Here is a 23,785-nt window from a genome sequence, read left to right on the forward strand (position 1 = left end):
TGAAGAAGGACAGCTCTTCGACAAGCTCAGGGAAACGGAGGAAGATAGGCTCTGGAAAGCGGGGAGATATGTTCGGGGAACCGGTGCTTTGGTTTACATCAGGCGCTTTCTTTGGTCGCCGGGATCACGCCGCGACGGACCTGGTCCAGTTCAAGGCTCTCGAACAGCGCCTTGAAATTACCTTCGCCAAAGCCATCGTTACCTTTGCGCTGGATGATCTCGAAAAAGATTGGGCCAACCATGTTTTCGGTGAAAATCTGGAGCAGCAATCCGCCCCCTGTTTCCGGCGCACCGTCGATCAGAATCCGGCGTTTGCGCATTTCCTCGACATCATGGCCGTGGCCCGGAAGCCGTGCGTCGATCATGTCGAAATAGCTGTCGGGGCTATCCTGAAAGCGGATGCCATTGGCGCGCAGCTTGTCCACCGTGGCAAAGATATCATCGGTGGCGAGCGCCAGATGCTGGATGCCCTCCCCCTTATAATCACGGATGAATTCCTCGATCTGCGAATGTTCGTCCTGACTTTCGTTCAGGGGAATACGGATCTTGTCGTCGGGGGCAGTCATCGCCTTTGAGAAAAGGCCTGTCGATTGCCCCTCGATGTCGAAATACCGGATTTCGCGGAAGTCGAAGATGCGTTCGTAATAATCGCCCCAATAGGCCATCCGCCCACGCTGAAGATTGTGCGTCAGGTGATCGAGCGTGTGGAGTCCGACATCGTGATCGGCAACAGTCGCGCCGGGGACGGGTTCGAAATCTATGTCATAGATCGTCGCGCCGCCGCGTTTATCGACGAGGTACAGATTTGCGCCGCCGATCCCCTCGATCGCGGGGATGTTCAATTCCATCGGCCCGACGCGCCCCTCGACCGGAGTCGCGCCGCGTTCGACGGCAAGTTTCAGTGCGGCATTGGCATCCGCAACCCGGAACGCCATCGCGTTGGCCGATGGGCCATGTTTGCCCCGAAAATCTGCGACTTGTCCGACCGGCTCCATATTCAGCAGGAAGTTGATGTCGCCCTGAGCGTAACGGCGGACGTTTTTCGAACGATGCGTGCCGACATGGGTGAAACCCATTTTGGTGAACAGATCGGCAAGCGCTTCGGGTTCGGAACTGGTAAATTCGACGAATTCAAAACCGTCGAGGCCCATATGATTAACTGCCGGGGCCTTTTGGACACCGTGCGATTGCTTGGTATCGATGGGGGTGAGATCGTTCATGTGAGTCTCCTATCCCCTAACTAACAACTTGCCCTAGGGGTTCAAATCGTGAGTGTGAGAAGAAGGATAGTCAGTGCCTAAATTGCTGTTGTTGCCCGGCGATGGGATCGGTCCCGAAGTTTGCGCCGAAGTGCGTCGTGTCGCTGCCGCGCTAACCCCCGATATCGAGGTCACCGAGGCCATTTATGGCGGCGCAAGCTATGATGCCCATGGAACGCCGCTGACCGATGAAGTGCTGGCGATGGCACTGAGTGCGGATGCCGTGCTGCTGGGTGCCGTTGGCGGGCCACAGTGGGCGAACGCGCCGCGTGCGCTGCGTCCAGAAGCTGGGTTGCTGAAGTTGCGCGTCGAAATGGGCGTGTTTGCAAATTTGCGTCCCGCGCTGTGCTTCGATGCGCTGGCCGATGCGTCGTCGCTGAAGCGCGAGGTGGTTGCGGGCCTCGACATCATGATCGTGCGCGAACTGACCGGCGGCGTGTATTTCGGCCAGCCGCGCGGCATAGAAACGCTGCCCGATGGTCAGAAGCGTGGGTTCGATACGCAGGTTTATACGACGAGCGAAATCGAGCGGGTTGCGCGGGTCGCATTTGAACTGGCGCGCGGACGACGCAATCATGTGACATCGGCGGAAAAATCGAACGTGATGGAATCGGGCGTGCTTTGGCGTGAGGTTGTGACCGAACTTCATGCGCGCGACTATGCCGATGTGACGCTGGAACATATGCTGGCGGACAATGCCGCAATGCAGTTGGTTCGGCGACCGACGCAATTCGACGTACTGGTGACCGACAATTTGTTCGGTGACATTTTGTCGGATGCCGCCAGTCAGGCGACGGGATCGCTCGGGATGCTGCCGTCGGCGGCGCTGGGGATCAAGGGTAAGCCGGGCCTTTATGAACCGATCCACGGTTCTGCGCCGGATATTGCAGGCAAGGGTGTCGCCAATCCTCTGGCGGCGATCCTGTCGTTCGAAATGGCGCTGCGCTGGTCGTTCGGGCGCGGTGATATTGCTGATCGGTTGTTCGCGGCTGTGACGCGGGCGCTGGATGGCGGCGCGCGGACCGGCGATCTGGGTGGGACGATGACCACAGTTGCGATGGGCAACGCTGTGCTGGCGGAGCTGGGTTAACCCAGTTCAACCCGCTTATCTGAGTTTGTCGAAGGGGGCTGCTTGCTTCGTGAGAAGGAGGACAGCCCTTCGACAGGCTCAGGGAAACGGAGGGACAGGAAGTTCCGCTTAGCTACCGAGTTTGAAATTCAGGAAGTCGGGCATCGGGCCGTTCCAGCCGTCATCCGGTCCATCGTCTGAGATGGGGGCTGGACGCGGCGCGGGACGAGCTTCGCGTTCGGGGCGCGGATCGCGATCCTGACGTGCCTGACGTTCTGGCCGAGGCTCACGTTCTGGCCGAGGCTCGCGCTCCGGGCGGGACTCGCGTTCTGAACGCGCTTCACGTTCTGGCCGTGGTTCACGTTCGGCACGGGGTTCGCGCGGCTCGCGTGCTGGGCGCGGTTCGCGGGCTTCCGGAGCCGCAACCTCATTCGACTTTGCGCCGGGTCGTTTGCGGACGCGGGACTTTTTTTCGACAGGCGCTTCGTCGTCGGATACCGCAGCCTTTGAAGGCGCACGGGCAGGAGCGACTTCCGCCTTTGCCACGCGCGGGATCTTGGTCGAGGTCAGCTTTTCGATATTGGCGACCGCTTCGGCATCTTCCGGCGTCGCCAGCGTAAATGCCTTGCCGGTCGCGCCAGCACGGCCGGTACGGCCGATACGGTGGACGTAATCATCAGGGTGCCAAGGCACGTCGTAATTGATGACATGGCTGACGCCCTTCACATCGAGGCCGCGTGCCGCGACGTCGGATGCGACGAGGACGGTGATGTCCCCAGCCTTGAACCGGTCCAGTTCCTTGATCCGGTCGCCCTGATCCATATCGCCCTGAATCTGGCCGGCCTTGAAACCGGCGCGGCTGAGACTGGAAGCGAGATCGCGGACGGTGGTCTTGCGGTTCGAAAAGATGATTGCCGTGGTAACATCGTCAGCGCGCAGGATATCGAGCAGCGCGTCCTTCTTGCCCCGCGCGGAACACTCGACAATGCGCTGTTCGATCTGGAGATTGGCACTGGCTGGCCGCGAAACTTCGATCTGTTTCGGGTTGGTCAGGAATTTATCGGCAAGCTTTTTGATAACCGGAGGCATGGTTGCCGAAAACAGCAATGTCTGGCGATTCGCGGGCAATTTGGTGCAGATTTCCTCGATATCGGGGATGAACCCCATGTCGAGCATCCGGTCGGCCTCATCAATGACAAGCAGCGAACAACCGTTCAGCATGATCTTGCCACGATTGAACAAGTCCATCAGGCGGCCCGGCGTTGCGATCAGGACATCGACGCCCTTTTCAAGCGCGGCCAACTGATCGCCCATCGATACGCCACCGATAAGCAACGCCATCGAAAGCTTGTGATACTTGCCGTATTTCTCAAAGTTCTCAGCAACTTGCGCTGCGAGTTCGCGCGTCGGCTCCAGAATGAGCGAGCGCGGCATACGTGCACGGCTGCGGCCCTCAGCCAGAATGTCGATCATCGGCAACACAAAGCTGGCGGTCTTTCCCGTGCCGGTCTGGGCAATCCCGATAAGATCGCGCATCATCAGCACGCTGGGGATCGCGCTCGCCTGAATCGCGGTCGGTTCCGTGTACCCCGACTCGTTTACGGCGCGAAGGAGCTGGTCGGATAGGCCGAGATCGGCAAAGTTCATGCTGGGCTAATCATTGTTTTGTCCGTGAGGAAGGCGCGTTCGCGTTGTCGGCGGACCCGGCGAAAGTCAAGCAAAACACAGATTAGCGTTGGGGCACCAGCGTTCGTATCTTCACGATTTCGCACTGTCCGCCCGCGCGTGAATGAATGGAATCACGGCCGACGCAGATCCTGCCATCCTCTGTCGGGCGGATATAAAATCCCGAATAAAATGCGATGGACGGGCAATCGTCTTCCAGATGTGCGCGGTACCGCAATCCCCCTTTCAGGAACAGGTCGATGCTGTCGGGCGTGGTGATCGCAAACCCGCCAAGCCCGGTGGTCGGGACACATTTCGGACCCTTTTTTTCTATCCAGCGCTGTCGCATTTCCGGAGGAGGCGGAGGGATAGATCGGGCCGGGGGATACGGATATAAATGCGGCGCTGAATGGTTAGCTGCGCAAGCTCGAGGCCTTCAAGATCGTAGGCCGTTTCGGATTCGGATTCGGATTCCACAACACGCACGTCTCCGGGTGCCGTGGCGGGCACGGTACTTGTCGCCAAAGCGAGCAGGGCGTAGTCAAATATCGTCAATCGCGAGTTTCCACTCCGGCTGTGGCGCATGGGGTCATATGGTTGAACAGACGATTAATTCGATCATTGCGGCTGCAAAAGAATTGATAGGTTCGCGCGGCGTTGTCGAGGATGCAAATGACATCGCGCCATGGCTGACAGACTGGCGCGGCCGGTTTCACGGGAAAGCGGCCGCCATCCTTGCTCCGGCAAACACCGGGGAGGTAGCGGCCATCGTCGCCCTTTGCGCGCACCACGGCGTTCCTCTGGTTCCTCAAGGGGGCAATACGTCGATGGTCGGGGGTGCAACGCCACCGGCAGACGGTTCGGCGCTGATCCTGTCGCTGCGGCGGATGAACCACATCCGCGCACTGGACCCAGCTGCAAACATTGCCGTGGCTGAGGCTGGGGTGATCCTGAGCGCGCTTCACGATGCGGCGGTTGCGCAGGGTCGGCGGTTTCCACTGTCGCTCGGCGCAAAGGGTTCGGCGACGATTGGTGGCCTCGTCTCGACCAATGCGGGTGGCACTCAGGTTCTGCGATTCGGCACGATGCGCTCGCTGGTGCTGGGCGTAGAAGCGGTGTTGCCCGATGGGTCGATCCACGACGGACTGGCTGCGCTCAAAAAGGATAATCGTGGCTATGATCTCGATCAGTTGCTGATCGGGGCAGAGGGTACGCTCGGCATCGTGACGGCGGCGACGCTGCGACTGGTGCCCGCCATCATCGACCGCGCGGTAGCGTGGGTGGGAGTCGATCACCCCGCCACGGCGCTAAAGCTGCTGCGCTATATGGAAAGCCGGTCGGACAACCGGATCGAGAGCTTCGAGATACTGCCCGCCGAATCGCTTCACGCCGTACTGACGCATATTCCGGGCACGCGCGCGCCGCTGAACCGGTCGCATCGGTGGCACATCCTGATCGAATATGTCGGAGAGGGCGCAGCGGAAGCGCTGGCCGGCTTGCTCCAGACCGATTTGATCGAGGATGCAACTGTGTCGGCCAACGAGGCTCAGGCAGAAGCGTTCTGGCGGATCCGCGATTCGATTTCAGAAGCTGAGCGCGCGACCGGTCCGGCGATGCAGCACGACATTTCGGTGCCGGTCGATTCGATGCCCGCCTTCATGATCGACGCGGCGCGAGCCGTTGAGGTCGCTTTCCCGGGAGTCCATGCCAGCGCATTCGGGCATCTGGGCGATGGCAATGTCCATTTCCACGTCCGTGCGCCAGCGGGCGTGGACGGCCCACGGTGGCGGGCGGAGGTGGGGGAAGCAGCCAGTCATATGGTCCACGATCTGGTTACTAAGGCTGGCGGGTCGATTTCAGCCGAGCATGGTATCGGCCAGATGAAGCGCGACGAGCTTATCCGCCTGTCGCCCCCCGCACGCATTGCGACGTTGCGGGCGATCAAAAATGCGCTCGATCCTCTGAATATCATGAACCCCGGCAAGCTGGTTTAGGCAGACGACTTGCGCGCAGGCCGCGCGCACCATAGGGCAGCGCCCATCTTTTCAGTCGTTCGGAGCACGCCGATGGCCAGTCAGGCCCCCAGAATACACTGCCTCTGTTTTACAAAGAATTGGTGCCAATTTCGTCGCAGGAACATGGCACCTGGCGCACCCGCCAGTTGCAGGGCGCACAGTTTGTCCGCACCGAACACGCGGTTCCGATCACGATCGACGAATTTGCCGTCGCTCAGCGATTCTATCCGATCATTTTTGCGACTGGTGACAACCCAGTACCTCTGGCTCTGATGGGCCTGAACGAAGGCGTGAATACGTTTTTCGGCGAAGACGGCATGATGGTGCAGGACGCTTATCTGCCGGCCTATATCCGTCGCTATCCTTACATGCTGGCCCGTCTGCGCCCCGACACGGACGAGTTGTCGCTGTGCGTCGATCCGACCGCAAATGCGATCGGTGCCTTTGACGAGGGAGAACCCCTGTTCGACGGCGATCAGCCAAGCACGGCGGTCAAGGCAATCCTCGAGTTTTGCGAACAGTTCGAACAGGCCGGTCAACGGACCGCCGCTTTCGTTGCGGAACTGAAGGAACTCGACTTGCTGATCGACGGCGAGGTTACGATCCAGACCGACGAGAACTCGCAGCCGTTCATCTATCGCGGTTTCCAGATGGTCGCCGAGGAAAAGCTGCGTGACCTGCGCGGTGACACGTTGCGCAAGATGATGAAGTCGGGATTGCTGCCGCTGGTTCACGCCCATCTGTTTTCGCTAAGCCTGATGCGAGAAATTTTTGGGCGTCAGGTTGCTCAGGGCGCTGTGCCGGAGGCAACTTCAGCCTGATTTCAGCCAGTTAGGGGAAGACGAACTTTTTGGTCAAGTTGCTGCTTGAAACCGGAATGCGCTCCCCTATCTTGGTTTGGACCGGCGCTGCGTTCCCCCCCTTTCGCAGCACGGTCGGCGCATCTGAGGATGCGCCTCCTCCTGAACCTGGCCACCCTGCACGAAAGTGCGGGGTGGTTTTTTTTGGTCGATGCGTGGTTTCATCGGCGAGTCCCGGTCGGCAGGTAACCGGAACCGCTATTCAGCGGCGATTGCCGATGGAGAAATCATCCGCGCTGCCAGGCCATCGACCAGCGTCGCGATAGCCACTTGCAGGCGGAAAAGGCCAGCGCCGGTCTGGTCGAATGCCCCGTCCAGATAGAGGGTGCGATCGACCTCAATCTGCAATGCCTGAATATCGCGGGTGCGATCGGCGTGGTGCGATATGATATGCCCCCCGCATATGGCGCGTTTCGCCCGACGCTGAAGCCCGCATCCGTAAATACCGTTTCAGCAAGTCCGGAAACGTGCGGAGAGGCTGTTCTGCCAAAGCGATCGCCCACAACGATCGTCGGTTTGCCGAAGCCTGCCAGTGGCGGCATCGAGTGGAGATCAAGGAGGATCGCGACTCCGAATCGCGCTTGTGCTGCGGCCAGCATAGCCCTCAGCACGGTGTGATAAGGCCGGTAATGCCCTTCGACTCGTTGTCGCACTTCTTCCCGAGAGAGCGCGACCCGCCAGATATCGCCGACTTCGTTCAGCCTCCGCGGTATCAGGCCCAGCCCGCCCCGCGCCCTTGGGGTGATCATATATCCGGCCGCTGAACGCCCCTCTACCATTGCGGGATCGAGATCACCTTCAGCGCGGTTAAGATCGATGCACAGACGCGGCAGCTTTGAGACGATGGCATTGACCCCGCCAGCAATTGCCCGCTCTGCAAGACGATCGGCATAGCGATCCTCAAGTGCCCGCAACCGTTCGACAGGATGACGCAGCAATTCCGCCAGATCGGGATAATCGCGTCCGGCATGAGGCACCGACACGACCACAGGACTGAGCGGAGTCGCCGGCCCAAAGATTTCGAAAGAGTTGGAACGGTTCATCTTCCATGACGATAAGCGACAGATTGTGTGCCGAACACTGGAAAATATTAACGGGTACGCGCATATTCACTGCCACGGGCGACATGGACAGTCGCTTCGGGGACTATGATGATCCGTATTTTGTTAGCCGAAGATGACGATGCAATGCGTGTGTACCTTGTACGTGCACTGGAAAAGTCGGGCTATTCGGTGGTTGCCTGTGACCGTGGAACAATCGCGCTGGAACATGTCGTGTCAGGCGAAGGGTTCGATCTGCTGCTGACCGACATCGTCATGCCCGAAATGGACGGCATCGAACTGGCGCAGAAAGCCGCGATCGTCGCGCCCGATATGCGCGTAATGTTCATTACCGGATTTTCGGCTGTCACGTTGCGGGCTGGACAAGCTTTACCAAAAGCGAAAGTGCTCTCGAAGCCATTCCATCTGCGCGATCTGGTGCTCGAGGTCGACCGCATGTTCGATGATCGCGCCGTTTACGAACTTTAAGCGGCCATTGTTTTAGCCGTTCGACGTTTAACCAGTTGCCAGCCGGACGGGTGCCGGTTAGGAGCGCCGCAGCGTGGGCGTGTAGCTCAGTGGTAGAGCACTGTGTTGACATCGCAGGGGTCGCAAGTTCAATCCTTGCCACGCCCACCAACTTTCCCCCGGAAATCAGCCATTTTTAAGAACTCCGGGGGGCGCTGACCTGATCGACGCTTGCGGTAAACATGCGGTAAGGTGCCATTTTTGCGGTGTGACGATCGCCTGCGAAATCACGCCACCGCCCTCAAAACAACGAGCCTGAACGCGCCCGGAGCCGCCTTTTCGATATCGTCGATGATGGCCTCCGTTACCGCCAAAGCACGTCCAAGATTGGCCGGATCTGGCAGCGCATAGAAATCGCTGGTTGATGCCTTGTGATGGCCGAGCATCATCTTGCCCTGCACCCAATGCTCCTCGCCAAGCCGCTTGCGCGCGATATGCGATACCGAGCGCCGAATGAGCTTCATGCCCGATTCGCCTGAGCGGGGCAGTTTGAGATCGATCTCCATCGCCTCCCATGCCGACTTCACGCTGGATACCGGGATATATGGCCCTTTGGCAGCTTGGAGGTGCGGCACGAACTGGCGAGGCACGGGAACGGTCGCGCGGTATTTGCGCGTCTGTCGGCGTCCGTCGGGATTGAGCGCCAGCACATGCGAGGTCGGGTGCCACTGACGCCGCTCGCGCCGGGTGTCGATGTCATGGACCGCATCGGGCCGTGCCCAGGTCGCTACCGCGGCGCGCAGGAATCGCAGGAGGTTGTCGCGCTTCTTCTTCGGGGTCATGGCATAGCGGAACATCGCTGCCAGCGTTTCAATGTCGGCGCGGTACTGCGGAGTGCGGACCAGTTCAGTGACCGGGATCGTTCCGAAGGCTGGTGTAACGCCGCCCATTCGGAACGCGGCGGCAAGCTGGATCAGGCTGTTTTCAATAGTACCCGGCGCGCGGACGCGATCGGTGCGCGCTGCCATCCATTTGCGGAACCCCTCAACCCATTGATGCAGCCAAGGCCAAGGCCCGACCGACCGGCGATAGCGACAGGTTCGCCAATGGCACCCCGAAAAAACGCGCGTTCCTCGTCCCGTCGCTGAAGGAATTCGAACAGTCAGGCGCGATCACCAATGGCTTTGAAGCTGCAGCCGAAAGGGCCACCAAATGATCCGCGAGCCGATCTACGCTGCGCTGTTCGATCTCGTGCAGGGTGCACCCGGCCTTGTCACCACAAGCCGCAAGCTCAAGATCTTCACCGACGTGAAGCCCAACCAGCGACCCGCTCTGTTCCAGGCGCAGAAGTCCGAAACCGCAATCCGCAAAACCGGCTTCCCGACGGTCTGGATGATCGACGTCACGCTCTACATTTATGTCTCGACGCAAGGCGCAGTGTCGCCGGGCGAAGTGCTCAATCCGATCATGGATTACCTCGAAGCTCAGCTTTCCGAGCCCGTGCCGGGCTTTTCGCAAACGCTCGGCGGCCTCGTTCAGTGGGCGCGCATCGAGGGAACGACCGTCACATCCGAGGGAACCTTGGGAAATGATGAAATAAGTTTGGTCCCGGTGAAGATCCTCACCGTCTGAAACTCGCCTCTCACCAACCACCCCGCCCCGCCGATGTGCGGGGTTTTTTATGGAGATTTTACATGGCACAGTATAACTTCGGTGCGGGCGCTCTTTGGGGCACCCCCACCACGGATGCGTTCGGCGCAATCATCGCGGTGCCAACGCCACAGCTTCTCGCCACAACGCAGGATGTCTCGATCGACATCAGCGGCGACATCAAAACGCTTTATGGTCAAAACCAGTTTCCGGTTGCAGCCGGTCGCGGCAAAGGCAAGATTTCGGGCAAGGTGAAATACGGCCAATTCAATGGTGCCGTTCTGAACGCGCTATACTTCGGCCAGACGATGACAAGTGCGCTGCTCGCCGATTATGCAGATGTCACTGGATCAGTAATTCCTGCCACACCGTTCACAATCACGCCAACGCCTCCGTCAACCGGAGCATGGAGCGTCGACCTTGGCGTTCGCAATGCGCAGGGCAATCCGATGACCCGCGTGGCATCGGCTCCGACCACTGGTCAGTATTCGGTCACCGCGGGAGCTTATCTTTTTGCTACAGCCGACACGGGGCAGACGGTTTTCATCAGCTATCAATACACAGCTACATCGACCATTGCGAAGACATCGCTCGTGCAGAATATCGCCATGGGTTCGGCACCGACCTTCCGCTGTGACTTCTTCAACCAACTCGGCGGCAACGGTCTTTCGCTCACGCTCTATTCCTGCATTTCGTCGAAGCTGTCGATTGCTACGAAGATCGATGACTTCCTGATCCCGGAGCTTGATTTCGAAGCATTCGCGGATTCAGCTGGTCGCGTAATGTCATGGGGTACGGCTCAGTAATGACAAAGCTGATAATCGGTGGGCGCGATTTCGAGGTCGCGCCCTACAAGATAAAGCAGCTGCGACTTGCGGCCCCCTCGATCGACGCCATCAACGCGCGGGCGGGTGCCGATACACCCATCACGACGCTGACCGAAATGACCGCGATGCTCGTCGATTTCATCGGCGCGTTGATCGTCGGCATCCAGATCGCCGATCCCACCATCACCGTTGACTGGCTCGAGGAAAATATCGGCCTGGGTGACATGGCCGCGCTCCAACGCAGCTTCAAAGATGTCATGGCCGCATCTGGAATGGCAGCCGCATCGGGGGAAGCCGCGGCTCCTCCGGTGCCGGTGGCGGACGGAGCCTAGACGACCGCCTCCGCACGATTGTTTTCGAGCTTGTCGCAGCGGGCATCGAAGGAGGTTCCAAGCGGATCATCGAAGAAGAGTGGGATTTGCACGATGTCTCCGACATTCGGAAACATTGGCGAGAGTGCGGACCGCCAATCCACATCGGTTTAGCGCTCGCTGCCAGCGCCCACGGCATTAAGCTGACCGCCGATGCGGACACACCGGAAGCAGGTAATTTGAAACAGGTCGATCTGCCCGAGGGCGCCGCACAGATCGCCGAAATCGCTGCCGGCATAGCTATGCCGGGGCAGGAATGGATACGCTTGCCGCGTCCAAGGCCATTGCCGATAAAATAATGAAAGGCCGAACATGAGCGACACCGAAGTCAAAGTATCAATCATCGGTGACGCTTCGGCTGTCGCGCCTGCGACTGCGGAAACCAAGGCTCAACTAGAAAGCATCGACGGTGTTCTGGAGAGCCTGAATGCCGGCTTCGCATCCCTTGCTGCCATCATGAAAGAGTCGATGCAGAGCGGCGCGGCCAGCACCGCCGAAATGGTCAGCGAGATGCACAAGCTCGAGGAGGAAACGGAAAAGGAGTCGTTCAGCCTCAAGGAAATGGCTGCCCGCGCCAAGGAAGGCGCAGAGGCCATGGTCGAAATGCGCGAGTCCCTGATGGGCATCGGCGAACTAATCCTTGCTGTGTTCGCTGTTGAGTTCATTAAGGAATGGACCGAGCACATGGCCGAGGCGGCCGAGTTGGTCGAGCACCTCAGCCAGCGGTTCGGAATGGCCACGTCGCAAATTCAGGGATTGCAGGGCGCAGCCCTTGGCACAGGCGTAGCGTTCGACACGATCACAAAAGGTATGGCGATCCTCGATAAGAACTTCGAGAAATCACCTGACAGCTTTGCCAAACTCGGTATCGCTGTTGCTAGCTCCAAAACGCAGATGGATATTCTGCTCGCGACGGCAGATCGGTTCAAAGGCATGGAAGATGGCCCCAACAAGGTTGCACTCGCTATGCATCTTATGGGCCGCAACGGCGCCGAGATGATCCCTTTCCTAAATCAGGGTGCAGATGGCTTACAGGAGCTAATCACCAAGTCCAAAGAATATGGCATGGTCAACGATGACGCCATCGCGAAGGGCATGGCCCTCGCCGAGTCTGTAAACGAAAGTAAGATGGCATGGGCTGGCCTGAAAACGACATTGATGGACGCTTTCGCACCATTGCTCAAAGAGATGGTCGATAACTTCAACAATCTCGTGAAGTCGATGACCGAAAGCTACGAGGCTGGCGGCTTCGTTAAGCAGGCTTTCGAGATCATCGTGACACTGTTCGAAGGTTTGGGCGAAATCATCGATGTGATCGGATCGGCGATTGGCGAATTTTTCTCGCAGACCGGCGCTGACACCGTCGATTGGGCCAATGTTTTCAAGGTAGCGATGGCTGTCGTTGTCGATGCTTTTAAAGCGGTTGCAATCATCTGCGGCTTTCTTAGGCAGGTTCTCGTCGACGCTTTCGAATATATGGCTGTGGTTTGCATCCAGTGGGGCGGCAAGCTTCAGGAAGTTTTCGACGAAATTTCGCTCGGCATAAACGTGCTTGGCGCTTTGATGAAAACCACCGCGATCATCATTGCCGATGCGCTCACAATGCAATGGACCGACATCGCTGCCGACTGGCGCGAAGGCATGAACAGCGTGGATGCCGAGGTGAAGGCCGGTGGCGCCCGGATTGTTGCTGATGCTCGCAAGACCGCCAGCGATGCGAACGCCGAGTTCGCCAAGATTGGCAAGGGTGATGCAGCCTTTCAGGCATGGGCCGACGGCTTGATGAAGCCGGCCGCACCGAAGCCAACCGGCGTCAAGGAGCACGAAGCGCCAAAGGGCGGCGATGCTGGCCCCAACCTCGAGCACACCCCGAAAGCTAAAAAAGAAAAGGACACCGTCGTCTCGGACCTGAACGACATTCTCACCGCCAAGAAGTTGGCGTGGGCAATGGAGCAGGACGCGCAAGGGACCGCCCAGGCATACAGCTTGCAGTCGGAGGCTGATTATTGGGCGCAGGTTCTTACCCGCACGGATCTCAGCACCAAGGATCGCGCGCAGGTCGAGACCAAATATCTGGCTGTAAATTCGCAACTGGTGAAGGAGCGTATCGCGATCGTCATTGACGGTTACAAAGCTGAGTTGGCCGAGGCTGACAAAAACGCGACCGCCAAGCTCGCAATCGCGACCCAAGAGCTTGCTTATGTCGCTCGAATGTATGGGCAAGATTCAGCAGAGTACAAAGCCGCCCAGGCACAGATTGTCACTTTCAAAAAGGCAGCTGCGGCACAGATCCGCGAGATCGATGATATCGCAATCCAGTCGCTCGCTAAATCGACAACAAGCCAGATCAACGCCGCCGACCAAGCCGCTCAGCATCGGGTTGCGATGGGGCGCGAGACAACGGCGCAACTGATTGCCGAGGAACAGCGCTTCGAAGACGCGAAGTATCAGATCGAGCAAGCATCACTGCAACGCGAGAAGGCGCTTATTCCTCCTGGCAGCGATCCGGTTCAAGTCGCTAAGATCAACGCTCAGCTGCTCGTCGCGTATCAAAAATATCAAGATGACAAGACGAAGCTGACCCAGAAGGCAGAGATCGAGCGCACGAAGATCGAAACGACCGCTACGAACGCCACAAAAACCTTGTTTGCGAATAACCTCGCATCAATGCTGACTTTGCAGCAGGGGTTTGGCGGGATGATTACCAGTCTCTACAAGGGGATGGTGTCAGTCATTTCGGGCGCGCTGTCCTCAGTTATTGAGAACTGGCTGTCGCAACAACTGGCGGCGTTTCTGACCAAGCGGGCGATGCAATCGGGCGATGGTGCAATCACAGTGACATCGAACGCGGCCATCGCGGCATCCGCAGCTTTTGCATCGACCGCGGCGATTCCGATTGTTGGCCCCGCACTCGCACCCGCTGCCGCAGCTACGGCGATGGGAGCCGTCATGTCCTTTGCGCCGATGGCGTCGATGGCTGGCGGTAACTGGCAGGTGTCCGACGACATGATCGCCCAGATCCACAAAGACGAAATGGTTTTGCCGGCCCGGCTCGCTGCGCCGCTACGCTCAATGATTAATGGCGGCGGCGGAAACGATAATACCAAAGAGGCCGCCAACTCCAACGGCGACACCCACATTCATCTGAACGTCAACGCGGTCGATGCGAAGTCCGTCAAGCGAATGCTGATGGAGCATAAGGGACCGGTCGCCGACGCTCTCAAGTTGGCATATCGAGACGGCAAAAGGTAAGGCGTGAAGCGCATCGTTTCGGCACGCCGTGTTTAGGCGATATTGACTTGGCGTCCGAAACGATTCCACTGATGCGCATGAGAAAAATACTTTGCGCCATCGCGTTGATCGCGTCGCCTGCTCTGGCGGCCGAACAGGCTCTCACCCAAGCGGACTTCGGGCCTCAACCGACTTTCGCCGATGCTGTCGCAACATCAGAAGCGGCCATCAAAACCCGTTTGGTTGATCCGGGATCTGCGCAATTTAGCTGGCCCTACAACTTCGCGCGCGGCAGCCTCAAAGGGCTCCTTTCGAAGTCGCGCCTCGGATACTGGACGTGTGGGCGTCTTAACTCGCGAAACAAGATGGGCGGATACTCGGGCGAGTCATGGGTCAGGGTCGTAGTGAATGCCGGAATGGCAACGCTGGTTGATATAGGCGAAGATAGCTCGTCGGATCTCACAAACGCATTTTGCGAATATGCTTTGAAGCAGGGCCAGCTTCACCTCGTGGCGAATATGCAAGTCCCTGTTGCGGCTGCCCCGGCTGCGCCAACAGGCCCGCGCCTCGGGGTCGTCTATCAGCCGACACAGATCGGCGTCGTTATCATGACAGTCGCGCCCGGATCGACTGCCGAACGCGCGGGCCTCAAAGTCGGTAACGTGATTTCAGCGGTCAATGGCAAGTCTCTCGCTGGCATGGGGCCGGTTGAAATGACGGCGGCGGTTCGACCGACCGCTTCGACGATGACATATTCCATAATCGGAGCGCCTGACGTGAAGGTCACGCTTCCCTAAGCCTTAGCCCTCAGCCGCTCACCCGGCACACTAAACCAACCCATCAGGGCGGTCAGCAATGGCCGCCCTTTTTCGTGTCCAAAAAGGATCACCTCACTTGTCGAACGCCGTATTCCCCGCGCTTACGGGGCTGACCTTCCCTGTCGTGAAGACCCCGATGTGGTCGACGAAAACGCAGGATTCGGTGTCGGGCAAGGAAACGCGGATCGGCTTTTGGAGCTATCCGAAGTGGAAGTATTCGCTCGCCTACGACATCCTGCGCTCGGACAATGTGAACCTCGAGCTGCAAACGCTGGCCGGGTTCTACAATGCGCGCAACGGCGGCTTCGATACGTGGCTGTTCAATGATCCCGATGATAATTCGGTCACGCTGCAAGGCTTTGGCATTGGCGATGGAGCTTCGACCAATTTCCAGCTGACGCGCTCGCTGGGCGGTTATGTCGAGCCGGTGCTGGCCGTGAACGCAACGTCGGCGCCAGCAATTTATATAAACGGTACGCTCAAGATCGGCGGCACCGATTACACGCTCAACGTCACGACGGGCCTCGTCACCTTCACGACCGCGCCAGCTGTATCAGCGACCCTGACATGGACCGGCAGCTATTACTGGCGCTGCAAGTTCCTCGACGACAGCATCGATCTGAGCAAGTTCATGCAGAACTTGTGGGAGCTTCAAACTCTCAATTTCCAGAGCGTGAAGTAGATGAAGACCATCTCCGCACCGCTCACCGCGCTGTTCAACTCAGGGGCTCAATTTTACAAGGCGGATTTCTACACCTGGAGCTTTGCCGACGGCTCGGTGCTTCGGACCACGAACGCCGATGTCGCGCTGACGTTCGGCGGCTTCGCCTTCGCAAGTTGCGCCCCGATCTGCACGCGCTCGAAGGTGACGCTAAAGATCGGCGTCGAGGTCGACTCGATGCAGGTGACGGTCAGCCCTACGGCAACCGACATGCTGAGCGGACTGCCTTGGCCGCAGGCTGCGCGACAAGGTTATCTCGACGGAGGCACGTTGCTGGTCGAGACGGCGTATCTGACGACCTGGCCAACGGTGATTGGCACCATCCCGATCTTTCAAGGCCAGCTTTCGGACGTTGTGCCGTCGCGATCGGAAATTGCTGTAACGGTGAAGTCAGCGCTCGAGCTGCTGAGCCAGAACTTCCCGCGCAACGTCTATCAGTCGGTTTGCGATCATACTGTTTACGACGCGGGCTGCACGTTGACGAAGTCAACCTACTCATTTGGCTCGTCTGTGACCGGTTCACCCGCTTCGACCACGACCTTTCTCGATACCGGGCTGACGCAGGCTGCGGGTTATTTCGATCAGGGGGTGCTGACGTTCCTCAGTGGTGCGCTCGCAGGCATCAAGCGCACGGTCAAAGCCTATGATGGCGCAGGCGGCTTCACCTTCGCGCTGCCGCTGCCGAGCATCCCAGCCACCGGCGTAACGATATCGGTATTTGCCGGCTGTGATCGCACCAAGGCAACCTGTCTCTCGAAGTTCGCCAACACCATTCACTTTCGCGGAACGCCGTATGTGCCGACGCCTGAATCGGTGCGTTCGAATTGACCGACGCAGCCAAGCGCGCCGAAATCGTTGCCGAGGCGATGACGTGGCTCGGGACCAGTTATCACCATAACGCATCGATCAAAGGCGTCGGCGTGGACTGCGCCCGATTGCCCGCAGCGGTCTATCATGCCGTCGGCCTGATCCCGCAGATCGAGCCCGAATATTCGCCTCAGTGGATGTTGCACCACGATGAGGAGAAGTTCCTCGAATTCGTCATTCCCTATGCCCGCGAAATCGATCGCGCCGCGCTCCTGCCCGGCGACCTCATCATGTGGAAGTTCGGCCGAACCTATAGCCACAGCGGGATCGTCATCGATGACGATGGTCACATCATCCACGCCGTCACCCGCAACCACGCGGTCGTGCTTGGCGATTTCGAACGGGACACTGACCTGACCTCACGCCCTTCGCGCTTCTTCTCATTGTTCGGGAGCAACTGACATGGGCGGTAAAACCATCTCGACCACGGCGACGCAGATTGCGGGCATTGTCATTCAGACGTCGAGCTACGGCATCCCGCGCCCGGTCATCTACGGAACCAATCGCGTATCGGCCAACCTGCTCTGGTTCGGCAACTTCACAGCGATCCCGCACACGACGTCAAGCTCGAGCGGCGGCAAGGGGCTGGGCTCCGTCACGCAAAAGGACACGACCTACACCTACACCGTCGCTGCCATCATGGGCATTTGCGAAGGGCCGATCGTGGGCATTGGATCGGTTTGGAAGGACAAGGACAAGACCACGCTTGCGGCGGTCGGCCTGACCCTGTTCACCGGTACGACAACACAGTCGACGTGGAGCTTCCTGACCGGCTGGAACATATCCACCAACTGGATCTACGATCAGGCGTTCGGCTATGCGGGCCAAGGAACGTCCTTCACCGATCAGGCGATTTCCTATTCGGGCACCGCCTATGTCTGCTCGTCGGCCTATGACCTGGGCGATAGCGCGTCGGTACCGAATCACAGTTTCGAGGTGCAGGGCAAATTCATCTACGGCGGCGCGATCGTTGACGCGAATCCTGCGGTCATCATCCCTGATATCCTGACGGCGCAGGCTTATGGTATTGGGCTGACTTCGGGCCAGATCGCGCCGCTTTCGGGCTATGCGGCATCCTATTCGAATTACTGCATCGCGATGGGCCTGTTCATGTCGCCGGCCTATTCGGATCAGGCGACGGGTGCCGACCGGGTTCAGGAAATCTGTGACCTGACCAACTCCGCGCCATTCTGGTCGGGCGGTCAGCTCAAGATCACCCCGCGCGGCGATACCGCTATCACCGGCAACGGCGTTACCTTCACGCCCGACCTCACTGTTCAGTTTGACCTGAGCGATGATGACTTTCTTGGGGTTGGCGTCGATCCCGTTCGGGTTACGCGCACGTCGCCAGCGGATGCCTACAACCGGATCACGATGGAGTTTTCGAACCGCGTCAACCAGTACAATGCTGAGATTTGCAGCGCCGAAGATCAGACAGCGATTGAAGCCTATGGCCTGAAAACCGGCAGCCAGATCACCGCGCATATGTTCTGCGACAGCACGACGGCCAAGCTCTCGTGTCAGCTGCTGTTGCAACGCAGCCTGTTCGTTCGCAACACCTACGAATTCGAGCTTGGCGCACGGTTCGCGATGCTCGAGCCTATGGATATCGTGACGTTGACCGACGGTCCGCTCGGCATGGCCCGCCTGCCCGTCCGTATCATCGAGATCGACGAGCAAGACGATAGTTTCATGGTGACGGCAGAGGATGCGCCGATCGGCATCGCCTCAGCTGCGCGCTACAGCCATGACAACGGCCTGCGCTGGCAGCAAATCATATCACAGATGCCGCTCAGCTGCGCGGCGCCAATCATCTTTGAAATGCCAAGCCTTGCTGTTGGCGACGGCCTGCACATGGGAATCGCGGTCGGCGGGCAAACGAGCGACCCGCTCTATGGCGGTTGCCGCATCTGGCTTTCGCTCGATGGCACGAACTACACGCAGGAAGGCACGATCTACGGCTCGTCGCGTTATGGGACGCTCAGTGCGGCGCTTGCGGCTCACGCGGCCGGGACCGATACAGCCAGCACCGTTGCGGCGGCGCTCCGATCGAACGCTCAGCTTGTTTCCGCTTCGACGGCGGATCGTGACAAGGGCACGACGCTCATCAATGTCGGCGGTGAATATCTCAGCTATCAGACCGCAACCCTCACGAGCACGAACAATTACAACCTGACGTCGCTGAACCGCGGACTTTACGGCACGACGCCGGGTGGAGCGGCAAGCGGTGCAACCTTCGTCCGCGTCGATGACGCCATCGCTGTATTGCAGGATCTTAACCTCTCGCTGATCGGGCAGACGGTTTTCATCAAGTGCACGGCCTTCGACGTGTATCGGACCTCTGAGCAGGCGTTATCGGCCGCAACGGCCTATTCCTACACGATCACCGGCAACATGAAGGCGCTCGAAACGCCGGTTGATTTTGCTACTGGCGTGGGCGGCATTACCAAGCCAGCGCCTTATGCTGGCACATCACTATCGCTGGTCGATGTTTCCTATTCGGGCACAACGACGATCGTCGCCAATGGCTTCAAGGGTAACGGCTCGGGCGGCGATTGGACCACAGGCGTTGCCGACAAAAACTATTATACGAGTGGCTATGTCGCGGCGCGGATGGCAGGCGTTTCGCAGCGGTTAATGGTGGGCCTGACGTCACAGTCGTCGTTCTCGACAATGATCTACACGAAGATGGAGTATGCAATTTACTCACAGAGTGGCGCAACCGCCTACTTCATTTATGAGCTAGGCAACTCAGTCTATACTGTTCCCACCATCACCACTGCGGCCGGTGATTACTTCGATGTTGTGAACGATGCGGCAGTTGTCCGCTATTACATAAACGGCTCACTGGTTTATAAGTCGCTGGTAGCACCGAATGGCTTGAAGCTACGCGCGTGCATCACCGTTGGGAACGGGTCGCAGGCGACGGCCAACGTCACCGACGTTCAGGCCGGTCCATCGCTCTCCGCCATCGACACGCTGGCAGGCAATGGCGGGCAGAACCTAATCTACAACGGTGGCGCTGAACTCGGCACCACGGCGGGTTGGGTCAAGAACTATGTGGGTGGCACAGGGCCGGTCGCATTTTATACCAACACCACTTACGCACAATCAGGACAGTACTCATTTGTCTTGTCCAAGTCAGCAACAAGCGACCAGATCGGTGCAACCTGCAAGTCGGTCGCCGTCATGCCGGGCGAGATTTACAATATAAAAGTGTTTTTATACGGTATTCTTGGTTCATCAAGCACTGGGCTATACCTCCGAGCCGGAGAAAGCACTACTGACAATAGTCCGACGGGCCCAATAAGCACCCCTGATTTTGTCGCAAACGGACCGGTTACCAGCGGCGCAAGAGTTTACGATCTGGTCTATATCGTACCTGCAGGGGTCTACTTCTTTTCGCTGAATGTCATTGCCTACACCGGTACTCCAAGCATCGCTTTCGAAGCTACTATGTTGAAAACCGTCGACTTCACGAACGGCCTGACCGGCACCGGCAAGCCTGATGCGAACGCGACGAACAGCGCGCTATCCGGCTCACCGATCGGCACGATCACGGCGGGCGCCGTTGCGACAACAATCCTATCGGTCGGTGGCATTGCCAGTGGACAGGTAGGCACGTCGGCCATGGTATCAAACGCCGTTAGCAACGGCTTGATATTGAATAGCGGCACAGTCACAGCCGGAAACAATACGCGCACCTACCACACACTCGTTTCTGGATCGATCACGCTCAGTGTTGCTGGCGTCGTCTATGTGAACTTCACCGCGTCGCAGCAATACTCCACCGGGACCGCGTTCACGTGGGGTGTTATTGTCAATATTGGCGGTTCAGCCTTCAACTCGGCGAGTGGATCGTCCAACGTTCAAACCAATTCTATAGGTTGCTCGGCTGCTGCATCGCTGGCCGCTGGCACCTACACCGTCTCAGTCGTCTATTACGCCGACAATATCTCGGTGAGCGCATACAACGACACCACCTACATCCAAGGGCTGAAAAGATGACGGATTTCGTGAAATATGATCTGGATACCGGGGCTTTCCGCGGCGCTGGGTCAACGTCGGATGACCATGTTGATCAACAGGCATCAACGGGCATCGGCGTGGTCCGCGCTCTCCAAGATGTTCTGATATCAAACACAGTGGACGGCATCACGTTGATCACGGTCGATCTCACTCCTGTTCGCGGCTTCCTGACAGCCAAGATCGATGCCGACGCAGGCGCGTTCCGGGCGCAGTTCATCACCGTCTCGCCGGGGCAAGAGATGACCTATGTCTTCAAAGCTGCCGAGGCAAAGGCTTGGGTCGCAGGCGCTCCCGATGCCGATTTCCCGTTCATGGCTGCGGAGGCCGCGGCAGGCGGGCGAACCATTGCCGATGTTCAGACTGAGGTGGCCTATAGCAGCGCGCTATTCATCAAGCTGGGATCGCGCATCGAAGGCGCTCGGATGGCAGCAAAAGCCGCCGTCACCGCCGCAACCAACATCAAGGACATGGTGGCGGCATCAGCGGTCGATTGGGCCGCGCTGGCAGCGCCATGATCGCCCGCCTGAAAGTCGTCATTAAGGCGATCCTCGTCGGCCTGGATTGCTTCGCCGCATCGCTTTTGTTCGGGGTTGCCTACCTCATCACCAACACTGACCCGGTTAACGGTCGCCAGACCATATCGGGCCATATCGGACGCGCTGCGACGCAGGGGCTTCGCTGGGGCCTGATCGCCGAAACCCCGATCGATTGGCTGTTCGGCCACCTTGGAAGCGCGCCGCTCCATTGCCGCCGCACCTATGCGTTTGAAGTCCGCCACGGAATCCAAAGCTAGCCACCTCCCGTCCCCACATCGCCAAGGAGAATGACAATGCGCACTCTGTTCGCAGCCTCGATGTCGCGCGTCCTGTGACCGTCGGCACCGATCCAACCGAAATCGATAAACCCCAAAGAAGGGATGCGAGCGTGAAACGAGCCGAGTGGGGAGTCGTCGCTTCAATTTGTACCAGTATCGCGACGATGATCTTCACGGTCGGCTTCGTCTATGGCGAGGTTCAGGACCATGGGCGTCGCCTTCTGATCGTCGAAGCCAAGAGCGACGCGATGCAAACAACGATGGCGCGGATCGACGCCAACGTGTCCTTCCTTGCTGACCGCGCCAAGGAAGATCGCGCCACCATCCTCGACCGCGAACGGCGGTGACTGAAGCCGGGGCGCTCGCACTGAGTGCCCTGCTTGCCATCGCCAGCCTGATCTGGGCGGCGATCGTGATCCGGGCCGTTCTGTGGCTCGATGACCAAGGAACCCACAATGACCGATAATCCAATTCTGCCGATGGCAGAGCCGAAGAAGGCTGTCTCGAAGCCAAGCGCGGTCGCTCTCGCCATTGCCGCCGCTGTTGCCATATCGGTGCCGATCACGAGCGGTTGGGAAGGCACGCGGCTCGATCCCTATTGGGACAAGCTCGCCAAGGTCGAAACGGTCTGCCTGGGCGAAACGCGCGTGGCGATGCGCCACTACACGCTGGCTCAGTGCAACGCGATGTTAGCGGATGCTCAGGCGCATACCTACGGCCCCGAGGTTCTCAAGTGCGCGCCCGAGATCATGAATAACCGCTACATCTTCGCGGCCTCGATCGACGCAGCTTACAACGCCGGCAGCGGGGCATTCTGCCGTTCCCCGATGCGCGCGGCCTTCAACGCCCGCCAGTGGCGCAAGGGCTGCGACGCCTTCATCGGCTGGCGCGCGACCGCTCAGGGCGTTCCCGTTCGCGGGCTGGCTCGACGTCGATCAGGCACCCCGAAATCTGAACACGAACTCTGCATGAAAGGATTGCCCAATGGCTGACGCTCAAATCCAGGTCACCGAATCCGCGATGCCCGCGCTGATCGCAATGGGCTTCCGGCAGACCGGCCTGATCGCTGCGGGTGTGACAACCATCGTTGGGCTGGTGAAGTCGCACAACTTCCCTGATATTCTCACCTACATATCGAGCGACAGTGGCAACATATTCATTGCAGCCCTCGCGACCGCCGCCTTCGCCGGATACGGGTGGCTCAAAGCCATCTGGGATAAAGCTACCGCTGTTAAGCTGGTGAACGCCGTTCCTGATAGCGTGGCGGTTCTGAAATGAGCATCATCGAAGACGCGGCTATGTCCGCAATCCCCGGCGTTGGCCAAGCGCGGCTGATATGGGAAGCAGCGAAAAAGCTCCTGCCCGCCTTTGGGATTATCGCCATCGCGGTCTATGCAGCGGTCCAGCACGGTGAGGCGGTGCATTTCCACAAAAAGGCTGACAGCCTCCTCGCGTGGCAAGTCACGGTTTCGCAGGCCGTAACCGACGCGGCGATAGGCGGGCAGGCTAAAAAGCCACTCGCTCCCGCCGATGTCGTACCGCAGGTCAAGGCGATGGGATTGTCGATCGCCAGCCTTCGGGCATCACTCGACGGACAGAACGCGGCCGTCACAGCGCTCGGTGAGAAGTCCGACGCACAACAGGTCGCCGCTCAGGCTGCGATAAAACGGGCAAGGAGCGCCAACGCAGCCACCGAAGCCGCCGCTGCCCATCTTGTGGCTGGCGCGCACGCTGGCGGGTGCAATGCGTCGGCCACTTATGCTCTTGTTCGAAAGGATCTGTGATGCGGTTCATCATACTCGCGGCGTTGCTGCTATCGGGCTGCGGCGTTGCCACCCCTCACCCGGTCGTCGAGCATACGGTCGTCGAAAAGGTGCCGGTCGCTGTCACCTGCTACAAGGCGGCTGATCTGCCGGTCGAACCCGCCAAGGTGGCGAAGGATCTGACCGGCGATGCCATGCACGATCTTGATTTGATCAGCGCCTCGGCGCTCCGCTTGCGCCGGTGGGGCCAGTCCGAAGCTGCATTGCTGGCTGGCTGCACCGTTAAATAATTGCCGATTTCGTCGCGCGAGGCTCACT

Annotated in this window: 27 protein-coding genes and 1 tRNA gene; 23 read left to right on the forward strand and 5 right to left on the reverse strand. The window is 59.0% G+C overall.

Translation table 11 applies throughout. From position 1 onward, the window contains the following. Positions 1-98: 98 nt before the first annotated feature. Positions 99-1,151, reverse strand: coding sequence for a 4-hydroxyphenylpyruvate dioxygenase (gene hppD, locus D3Y57_RS09725; RefSeq protein WP_205590137.1), 1,053 nt, complete (start codon positions 1,149-1,151; stop codon positions 99-101). 142 nt (positions 1,152-1,293) lie between these two features. Between hppD and leuB the strand changes: the two genes are divergently transcribed. Continuing rightward, positions 1,294-2,349, forward strand: coding sequence for a 3-isopropylmalate dehydrogenase (gene leuB / locus D3Y57_RS09730; protein ID WP_121152817.1), 1,056 nt, complete (start codon positions 1,294-1,296; stop codon positions 2,347-2,349). Between the two features lie 108 nt (positions 2,350-2,457). Here the strand turns inward: leuB and D3Y57_RS09735 are convergent, their stop codons facing one another. Continuing rightward, a complete protein-coding gene (locus D3Y57_RS09735; protein ID WP_121152818.1) occupies positions 2,458-3,975 on the reverse strand; it encodes a DEAD/DEAH box helicase in 1,518 nt (505 codons plus the stop codon). 82 nt (positions 3,976-4,057) lie between these two features. Continuing rightward, positions 4,058-4,342: a hypothetical protein gene (locus D3Y57_RS09740; RefSeq protein WP_121152819.1), complete on the reverse strand. Its 285-nt coding sequence runs from the start codon at positions 4,340-4,342 to the stop codon at positions 4,058-4,060. A gap of 244 nt (positions 4,343-4,586) precedes the next feature. Between D3Y57_RS09740 and D3Y57_RS09750 the strand changes: the two genes are divergently transcribed. Both D3Y57_RS09750 and D3Y57_RS09755 read left to right on the forward strand, forming a co-directional pair. Then, positions 4,587-5,987 carry an FAD-binding oxidoreductase gene (locus D3Y57_RS09750; RefSeq protein WP_121152821.1) on the forward strand — a complete coding sequence of 467 codons (1,401 nt, stop codon included), beginning with the start codon at positions 4,587-4,589 and terminating at the stop codon, positions 5,985-5,987. Positions 5,988-6,109: 122 nt separating this feature from the next. Continuing rightward, entirely contained in the window at positions 6,110-6,829 is a 720-nt protein-coding gene (locus D3Y57_RS09755) for a SapC family protein (RefSeq protein ID WP_239026018.1), read from the forward strand. Positions 6,830-7,095: 266 nt separating this feature from the next. On the opposite strand, the gene D3Y57_RS09760 is transcribed toward D3Y57_RS09755, so the two are convergent. Then, the gene (locus D3Y57_RS09760; protein ID WP_121152823.1) at positions 7,096-7,911 is read right to left on the reverse strand and encodes an N-formylglutamate amidohydrolase; all 816 of its coding nucleotides are present in this window, start codon (positions 7,909-7,911) and stop codon (positions 7,096-7,098) included. A gap of 108 nt (positions 7,912-8,019) precedes the next feature. Between D3Y57_RS09760 and cpdR the strand changes: the two genes are divergently transcribed. Both cpdR and D3Y57_RS09770 read left to right on the forward strand, forming a co-directional pair. Beyond that, positions 8,020-8,397 carry a cell cycle two-component system response regulator CpdR gene (gene cpdR, locus D3Y57_RS09765; protein ID WP_121155716.1) on the forward strand — a complete coding sequence of 126 codons (378 nt, stop codon included), beginning with the start codon at positions 8,020-8,022 and terminating at the stop codon, positions 8,395-8,397. A gap of 75 nt (positions 8,398-8,472) precedes the next feature. Continuing rightward, positions 8,473-8,547 (forward strand) — tRNA-Val (locus D3Y57_RS09770). 116 nt (positions 8,548-8,663) lie between these two features. On the opposite strand, the gene D3Y57_RS09775 is transcribed toward D3Y57_RS09770, so the two are convergent. Then, on the reverse strand, positions 8,664-9,404 hold the full coding sequence (locus D3Y57_RS09775; protein ID WP_121152824.1) for a hypothetical protein: 741 nt from the start codon (positions 9,402-9,404) through the stop codon (positions 8,664-8,666). 184 nt (positions 9,405-9,588) lie between these two features. On the opposite strand from D3Y57_RS09775, the gene D3Y57_RS09780 reads away from it, so the two are divergent. The 18 genes from D3Y57_RS09780 (at position 9,589) to D3Y57_RS09860 (ending at position 23,757) form a co-directional block, all read left to right on the forward strand. Further along, positions 9,589-10,008 (forward strand): hypothetical protein, encoded by a 420-nt coding sequence (locus D3Y57_RS09780; protein ID WP_121152825.1) that lies wholly within the window; start codon positions 9,589-9,591, stop codon positions 10,006-10,008. A gap of 62 nt (positions 10,009-10,070) precedes the next feature. Next, positions 10,071-10,832 (forward strand): hypothetical protein, encoded by a 762-nt coding sequence (locus D3Y57_RS09785; RefSeq protein WP_121152826.1) that lies wholly within the window; start codon positions 10,071-10,073, stop codon positions 10,830-10,832. After that, a complete protein-coding gene (locus tag D3Y57_RS09790) occupies positions 10,832-11,185 on the forward strand; it encodes a hypothetical protein (protein WP_121152827.1) in 354 nt (117 codons plus the stop codon). The genes D3Y57_RS09785 and D3Y57_RS09790 overlap by 1 nt, the downstream gene beginning before the upstream one ends. Before the next feature lie 86 nt (positions 11,186-11,271). After that, the gene (locus D3Y57_RS20190; protein WP_162987072.1) at positions 11,272-11,523 is read left to right on the forward strand and encodes a hypothetical protein; all 252 of its coding nucleotides are present in this window, start codon (positions 11,272-11,274) and stop codon (positions 11,521-11,523) included. A gap of 13 nt (positions 11,524-11,536) precedes the next feature. Beyond that, the gene (locus tag D3Y57_RS09800; RefSeq protein ID WP_121152829.1) at positions 11,537-14,476 is read left to right on the forward strand and encodes a phage tail tape measure protein; all 2,940 of its coding nucleotides are present in this window, start codon (positions 11,537-11,539) and stop codon (positions 14,474-14,476) included. Positions 14,477-14,547: 71 nt separating this feature from the next. Next, a complete protein-coding gene (locus tag D3Y57_RS20405; protein ID WP_205590111.1) occupies positions 14,548-15,252 on the forward strand; it encodes a PDZ domain-containing protein in 705 nt (234 codons plus the stop codon). A 97-nt stretch (positions 15,253-15,349) separates the two neighbouring features. After that, the gene (locus D3Y57_RS09810; protein WP_162987073.1) at positions 15,350-15,955 is read left to right on the forward strand and encodes a DUF2460 domain-containing protein; all 606 of its coding nucleotides are present in this window, start codon (positions 15,350-15,352) and stop codon (positions 15,953-15,955) included. Further along, entirely contained in the window at positions 15,956-16,822 is an 867-nt protein-coding gene (locus tag D3Y57_RS09815; RefSeq protein ID WP_121152831.1) for a DUF2163 domain-containing protein, read from the forward strand. Then, positions 16,819-17,262 (forward strand): NlpC/P60 family protein, encoded by a 444-nt coding sequence (locus tag D3Y57_RS09820; protein WP_121152832.1) that lies wholly within the window; start codon positions 16,819-16,821, stop codon positions 17,260-17,262. The genes D3Y57_RS09815 and D3Y57_RS09820 overlap by 4 nt, the downstream gene beginning before the upstream one ends. 1 nt (position 17,263) lies before the next feature. Beyond that, positions 17,264-20,869, forward strand: a complete 3,606-nt coding sequence (locus D3Y57_RS09825) for a phage tail protein (RefSeq protein ID WP_121152833.1) — start codon at positions 17,264-17,266, stop codon at positions 20,867-20,869. Beyond that, the gene (locus D3Y57_RS09830; RefSeq protein WP_121152834.1) at positions 20,866-21,405 is read left to right on the forward strand and encodes a hypothetical protein; all 540 of its coding nucleotides are present in this window, start codon (positions 20,866-20,868) and stop codon (positions 21,403-21,405) included. The genes D3Y57_RS09825 and D3Y57_RS09830 overlap by 4 nt, the downstream gene beginning before the upstream one ends. Beyond that, a complete protein-coding gene (locus D3Y57_RS09835) occupies positions 21,402-21,683 on the forward strand; it encodes a hypothetical protein (RefSeq protein ID WP_121152835.1) in 282 nt (93 codons plus the stop codon). The genes D3Y57_RS09830 and D3Y57_RS09835 overlap by 4 nt, the downstream gene beginning before the upstream one ends. A gap of 131 nt (positions 21,684-21,814) precedes the next feature. After that, positions 21,815-22,051, forward strand: a complete 237-nt coding sequence (locus D3Y57_RS09840; protein WP_162987074.1) for a hypothetical protein — start codon at positions 21,815-21,817, stop codon at positions 22,049-22,051. Next, positions 22,048-22,170 (forward strand): hypothetical protein, encoded by a 123-nt coding sequence (locus D3Y57_RS21115; protein WP_277873346.1) that lies wholly within the window; start codon positions 22,048-22,050, stop codon positions 22,168-22,170. The genes D3Y57_RS09840 and D3Y57_RS21115 overlap by 4 nt, the downstream gene beginning before the upstream one ends. After that, positions 22,160-22,696: a lysozyme gene (locus D3Y57_RS09845; protein ID WP_162987075.1), complete on the forward strand. Its 537-nt coding sequence runs from the start codon at positions 22,160-22,162 to the stop codon at positions 22,694-22,696. Before D3Y57_RS21115 ends, D3Y57_RS09845 begins: the two co-directional genes overlap by 11 nt. Next, positions 22,689-22,982: a hypothetical protein gene (locus tag D3Y57_RS09850; RefSeq protein WP_121152838.1), complete on the forward strand. Its 294-nt coding sequence runs from the start codon at positions 22,689-22,691 to the stop codon at positions 22,980-22,982. The genes D3Y57_RS09845 and D3Y57_RS09850 overlap by 8 nt, the downstream gene beginning before the upstream one ends. After that, a complete protein-coding gene (locus D3Y57_RS09855; RefSeq protein ID WP_121152839.1) occupies positions 22,979-23,488 on the forward strand; it encodes a hypothetical protein in 510 nt (169 codons plus the stop codon). The genes D3Y57_RS09850 and D3Y57_RS09855 overlap by 4 nt, the downstream gene beginning before the upstream one ends. Further along, positions 23,488-23,757, forward strand: coding sequence for a hypothetical protein (locus D3Y57_RS09860; protein ID WP_121152840.1), 270 nt, complete (start codon positions 23,488-23,490; stop codon positions 23,755-23,757). The genes D3Y57_RS09855 and D3Y57_RS09860 overlap by 1 nt, the downstream gene beginning before the upstream one ends. The last annotated feature ends 28 nt before the right edge of the window (positions 23,758-23,785 follow it).

This window comes from Sphingomonas paeninsulae (genome assembly GCF_003660165.1).
GTDB classification, from domain to species: Bacteria; Pseudomonadota; Alphaproteobacteria; order Sphingomonadales; family Sphingomonadaceae; genus Sphingomonas_O; species Sphingomonas_O paeninsulae.

Bases quoted from the DNA above. Each gene is read 5' to 3' on its own strand.
- D3Y57_RS09850 (WP_121152838.1), top strand. From the start codon at position 22,689: ATGGCTGACGCTCAAATCCAGGTCACCGAATCCGCGATGCCCGCGCTG.
- D3Y57_RS09835 (WP_121152835.1), top strand. From the start codon at position 21,402: ATGATCGCCCGCCTGAAAGTCGTCATTAAGGCGATCCTCGTCGGCCTG.
- D3Y57_RS09815 (WP_121152831.1), top strand. From the start codon at position 15,956: ATGAAGACCATCTCCGCACCGCTCACCGCGCTGTTCAACTCAGGGGCT.
- hppD (WP_205590137.1), bottom strand. From the start codon at position 1,151: ATGGGCCTCGACGGTTTTGAATTCGTCGAATTTACCAGTTCCGAACCC.
- D3Y57_RS09785 (WP_121152826.1), top strand. From the start codon at position 10,071: ATGGCACAGTATAACTTCGGTGCGGGCGCTCTTTGGGGCACCCCCACC.
- D3Y57_RS09740 (WP_121152819.1), bottom strand. From the start codon at position 4,342: ATGCGACAGCGCTGGATAGAAAAAAAGGGTCCGAAATGTGTCCCGACC.
- D3Y57_RS09830 (WP_121152834.1), top strand. From the start codon at position 20,866: ATGACGGATTTCGTGAAATATGATCTGGATACCGGGGCTTTCCGCGGC.
- D3Y57_RS20405 (WP_205590111.1), top strand. From the start codon at position 14,548: ATGCGCATGAGAAAAATACTTTGCGCCATCGCGTTGATCGCGTCGCCT.
- D3Y57_RS09800 (WP_121152829.1), top strand. From the start codon at position 11,537: ATGAGCGACACCGAAGTCAAAGTATCAATCATCGGTGACGCTTCGGCT.
- D3Y57_RS09825 (WP_121152833.1), top strand. From the start codon at position 17,264: ATGGGCGGTAAAACCATCTCGACCACGGCGACGCAGATTGCGGGCATT.
- cpdR (WP_121155716.1), top strand. From the start codon at position 8,020: ATGATCCGTATTTTGTTAGCCGAAGATGACGATGCAATGCGTGTGTAC.
- D3Y57_RS09735 (WP_121152818.1), bottom strand. From the start codon at position 3,975: ATGAACTTTGCCGATCTCGGCCTATCCGACCAGCTCCTTCGCGCCGTA.
- D3Y57_RS09855 (WP_121152839.1), top strand. From the start codon at position 22,979: ATGAGCATCATCGAAGACGCGGCTATGTCCGCAATCCCCGGCGTTGGC.
- D3Y57_RS09780 (WP_121152825.1), top strand. From the start codon at position 9,589: ATGATCCGCGAGCCGATCTACGCTGCGCTGTTCGATCTCGTGCAGGGT.
- D3Y57_RS09760 (WP_121152823.1), bottom strand. From the start codon at position 7,911: ATGAACCGTTCCAACTCTTTCGAAATCTTTGGGCCGGCGACTCCGCTC.
- D3Y57_RS09860 (WP_121152840.1), top strand. From the start codon at position 23,488: ATGCGGTTCATCATACTCGCGGCGTTGCTGCTATCGGGCTGCGGCGTT.
- D3Y57_RS09845 (WP_162987075.1), top strand. From the start codon at position 22,160: ATGACCGATAATCCAATTCTGCCGATGGCAGAGCCGAAGAAGGCTGTC.
- D3Y57_RS09790 (WP_121152827.1), top strand. From the start codon at position 10,832: ATGACAAAGCTGATAATCGGTGGGCGCGATTTCGAGGTCGCGCCCTAC.
- D3Y57_RS09775 (WP_121152824.1), bottom strand. From the start codon at position 9,404: ATGGCAGCGCGCACCGATCGCGTCCGCGCGCCGGGTACTATTGAAAAC.
- D3Y57_RS09750 (WP_121152821.1), top strand. From the start codon at position 4,587: ATGGTTGAACAGACGATTAATTCGATCATTGCGGCTGCAAAAGAATTG.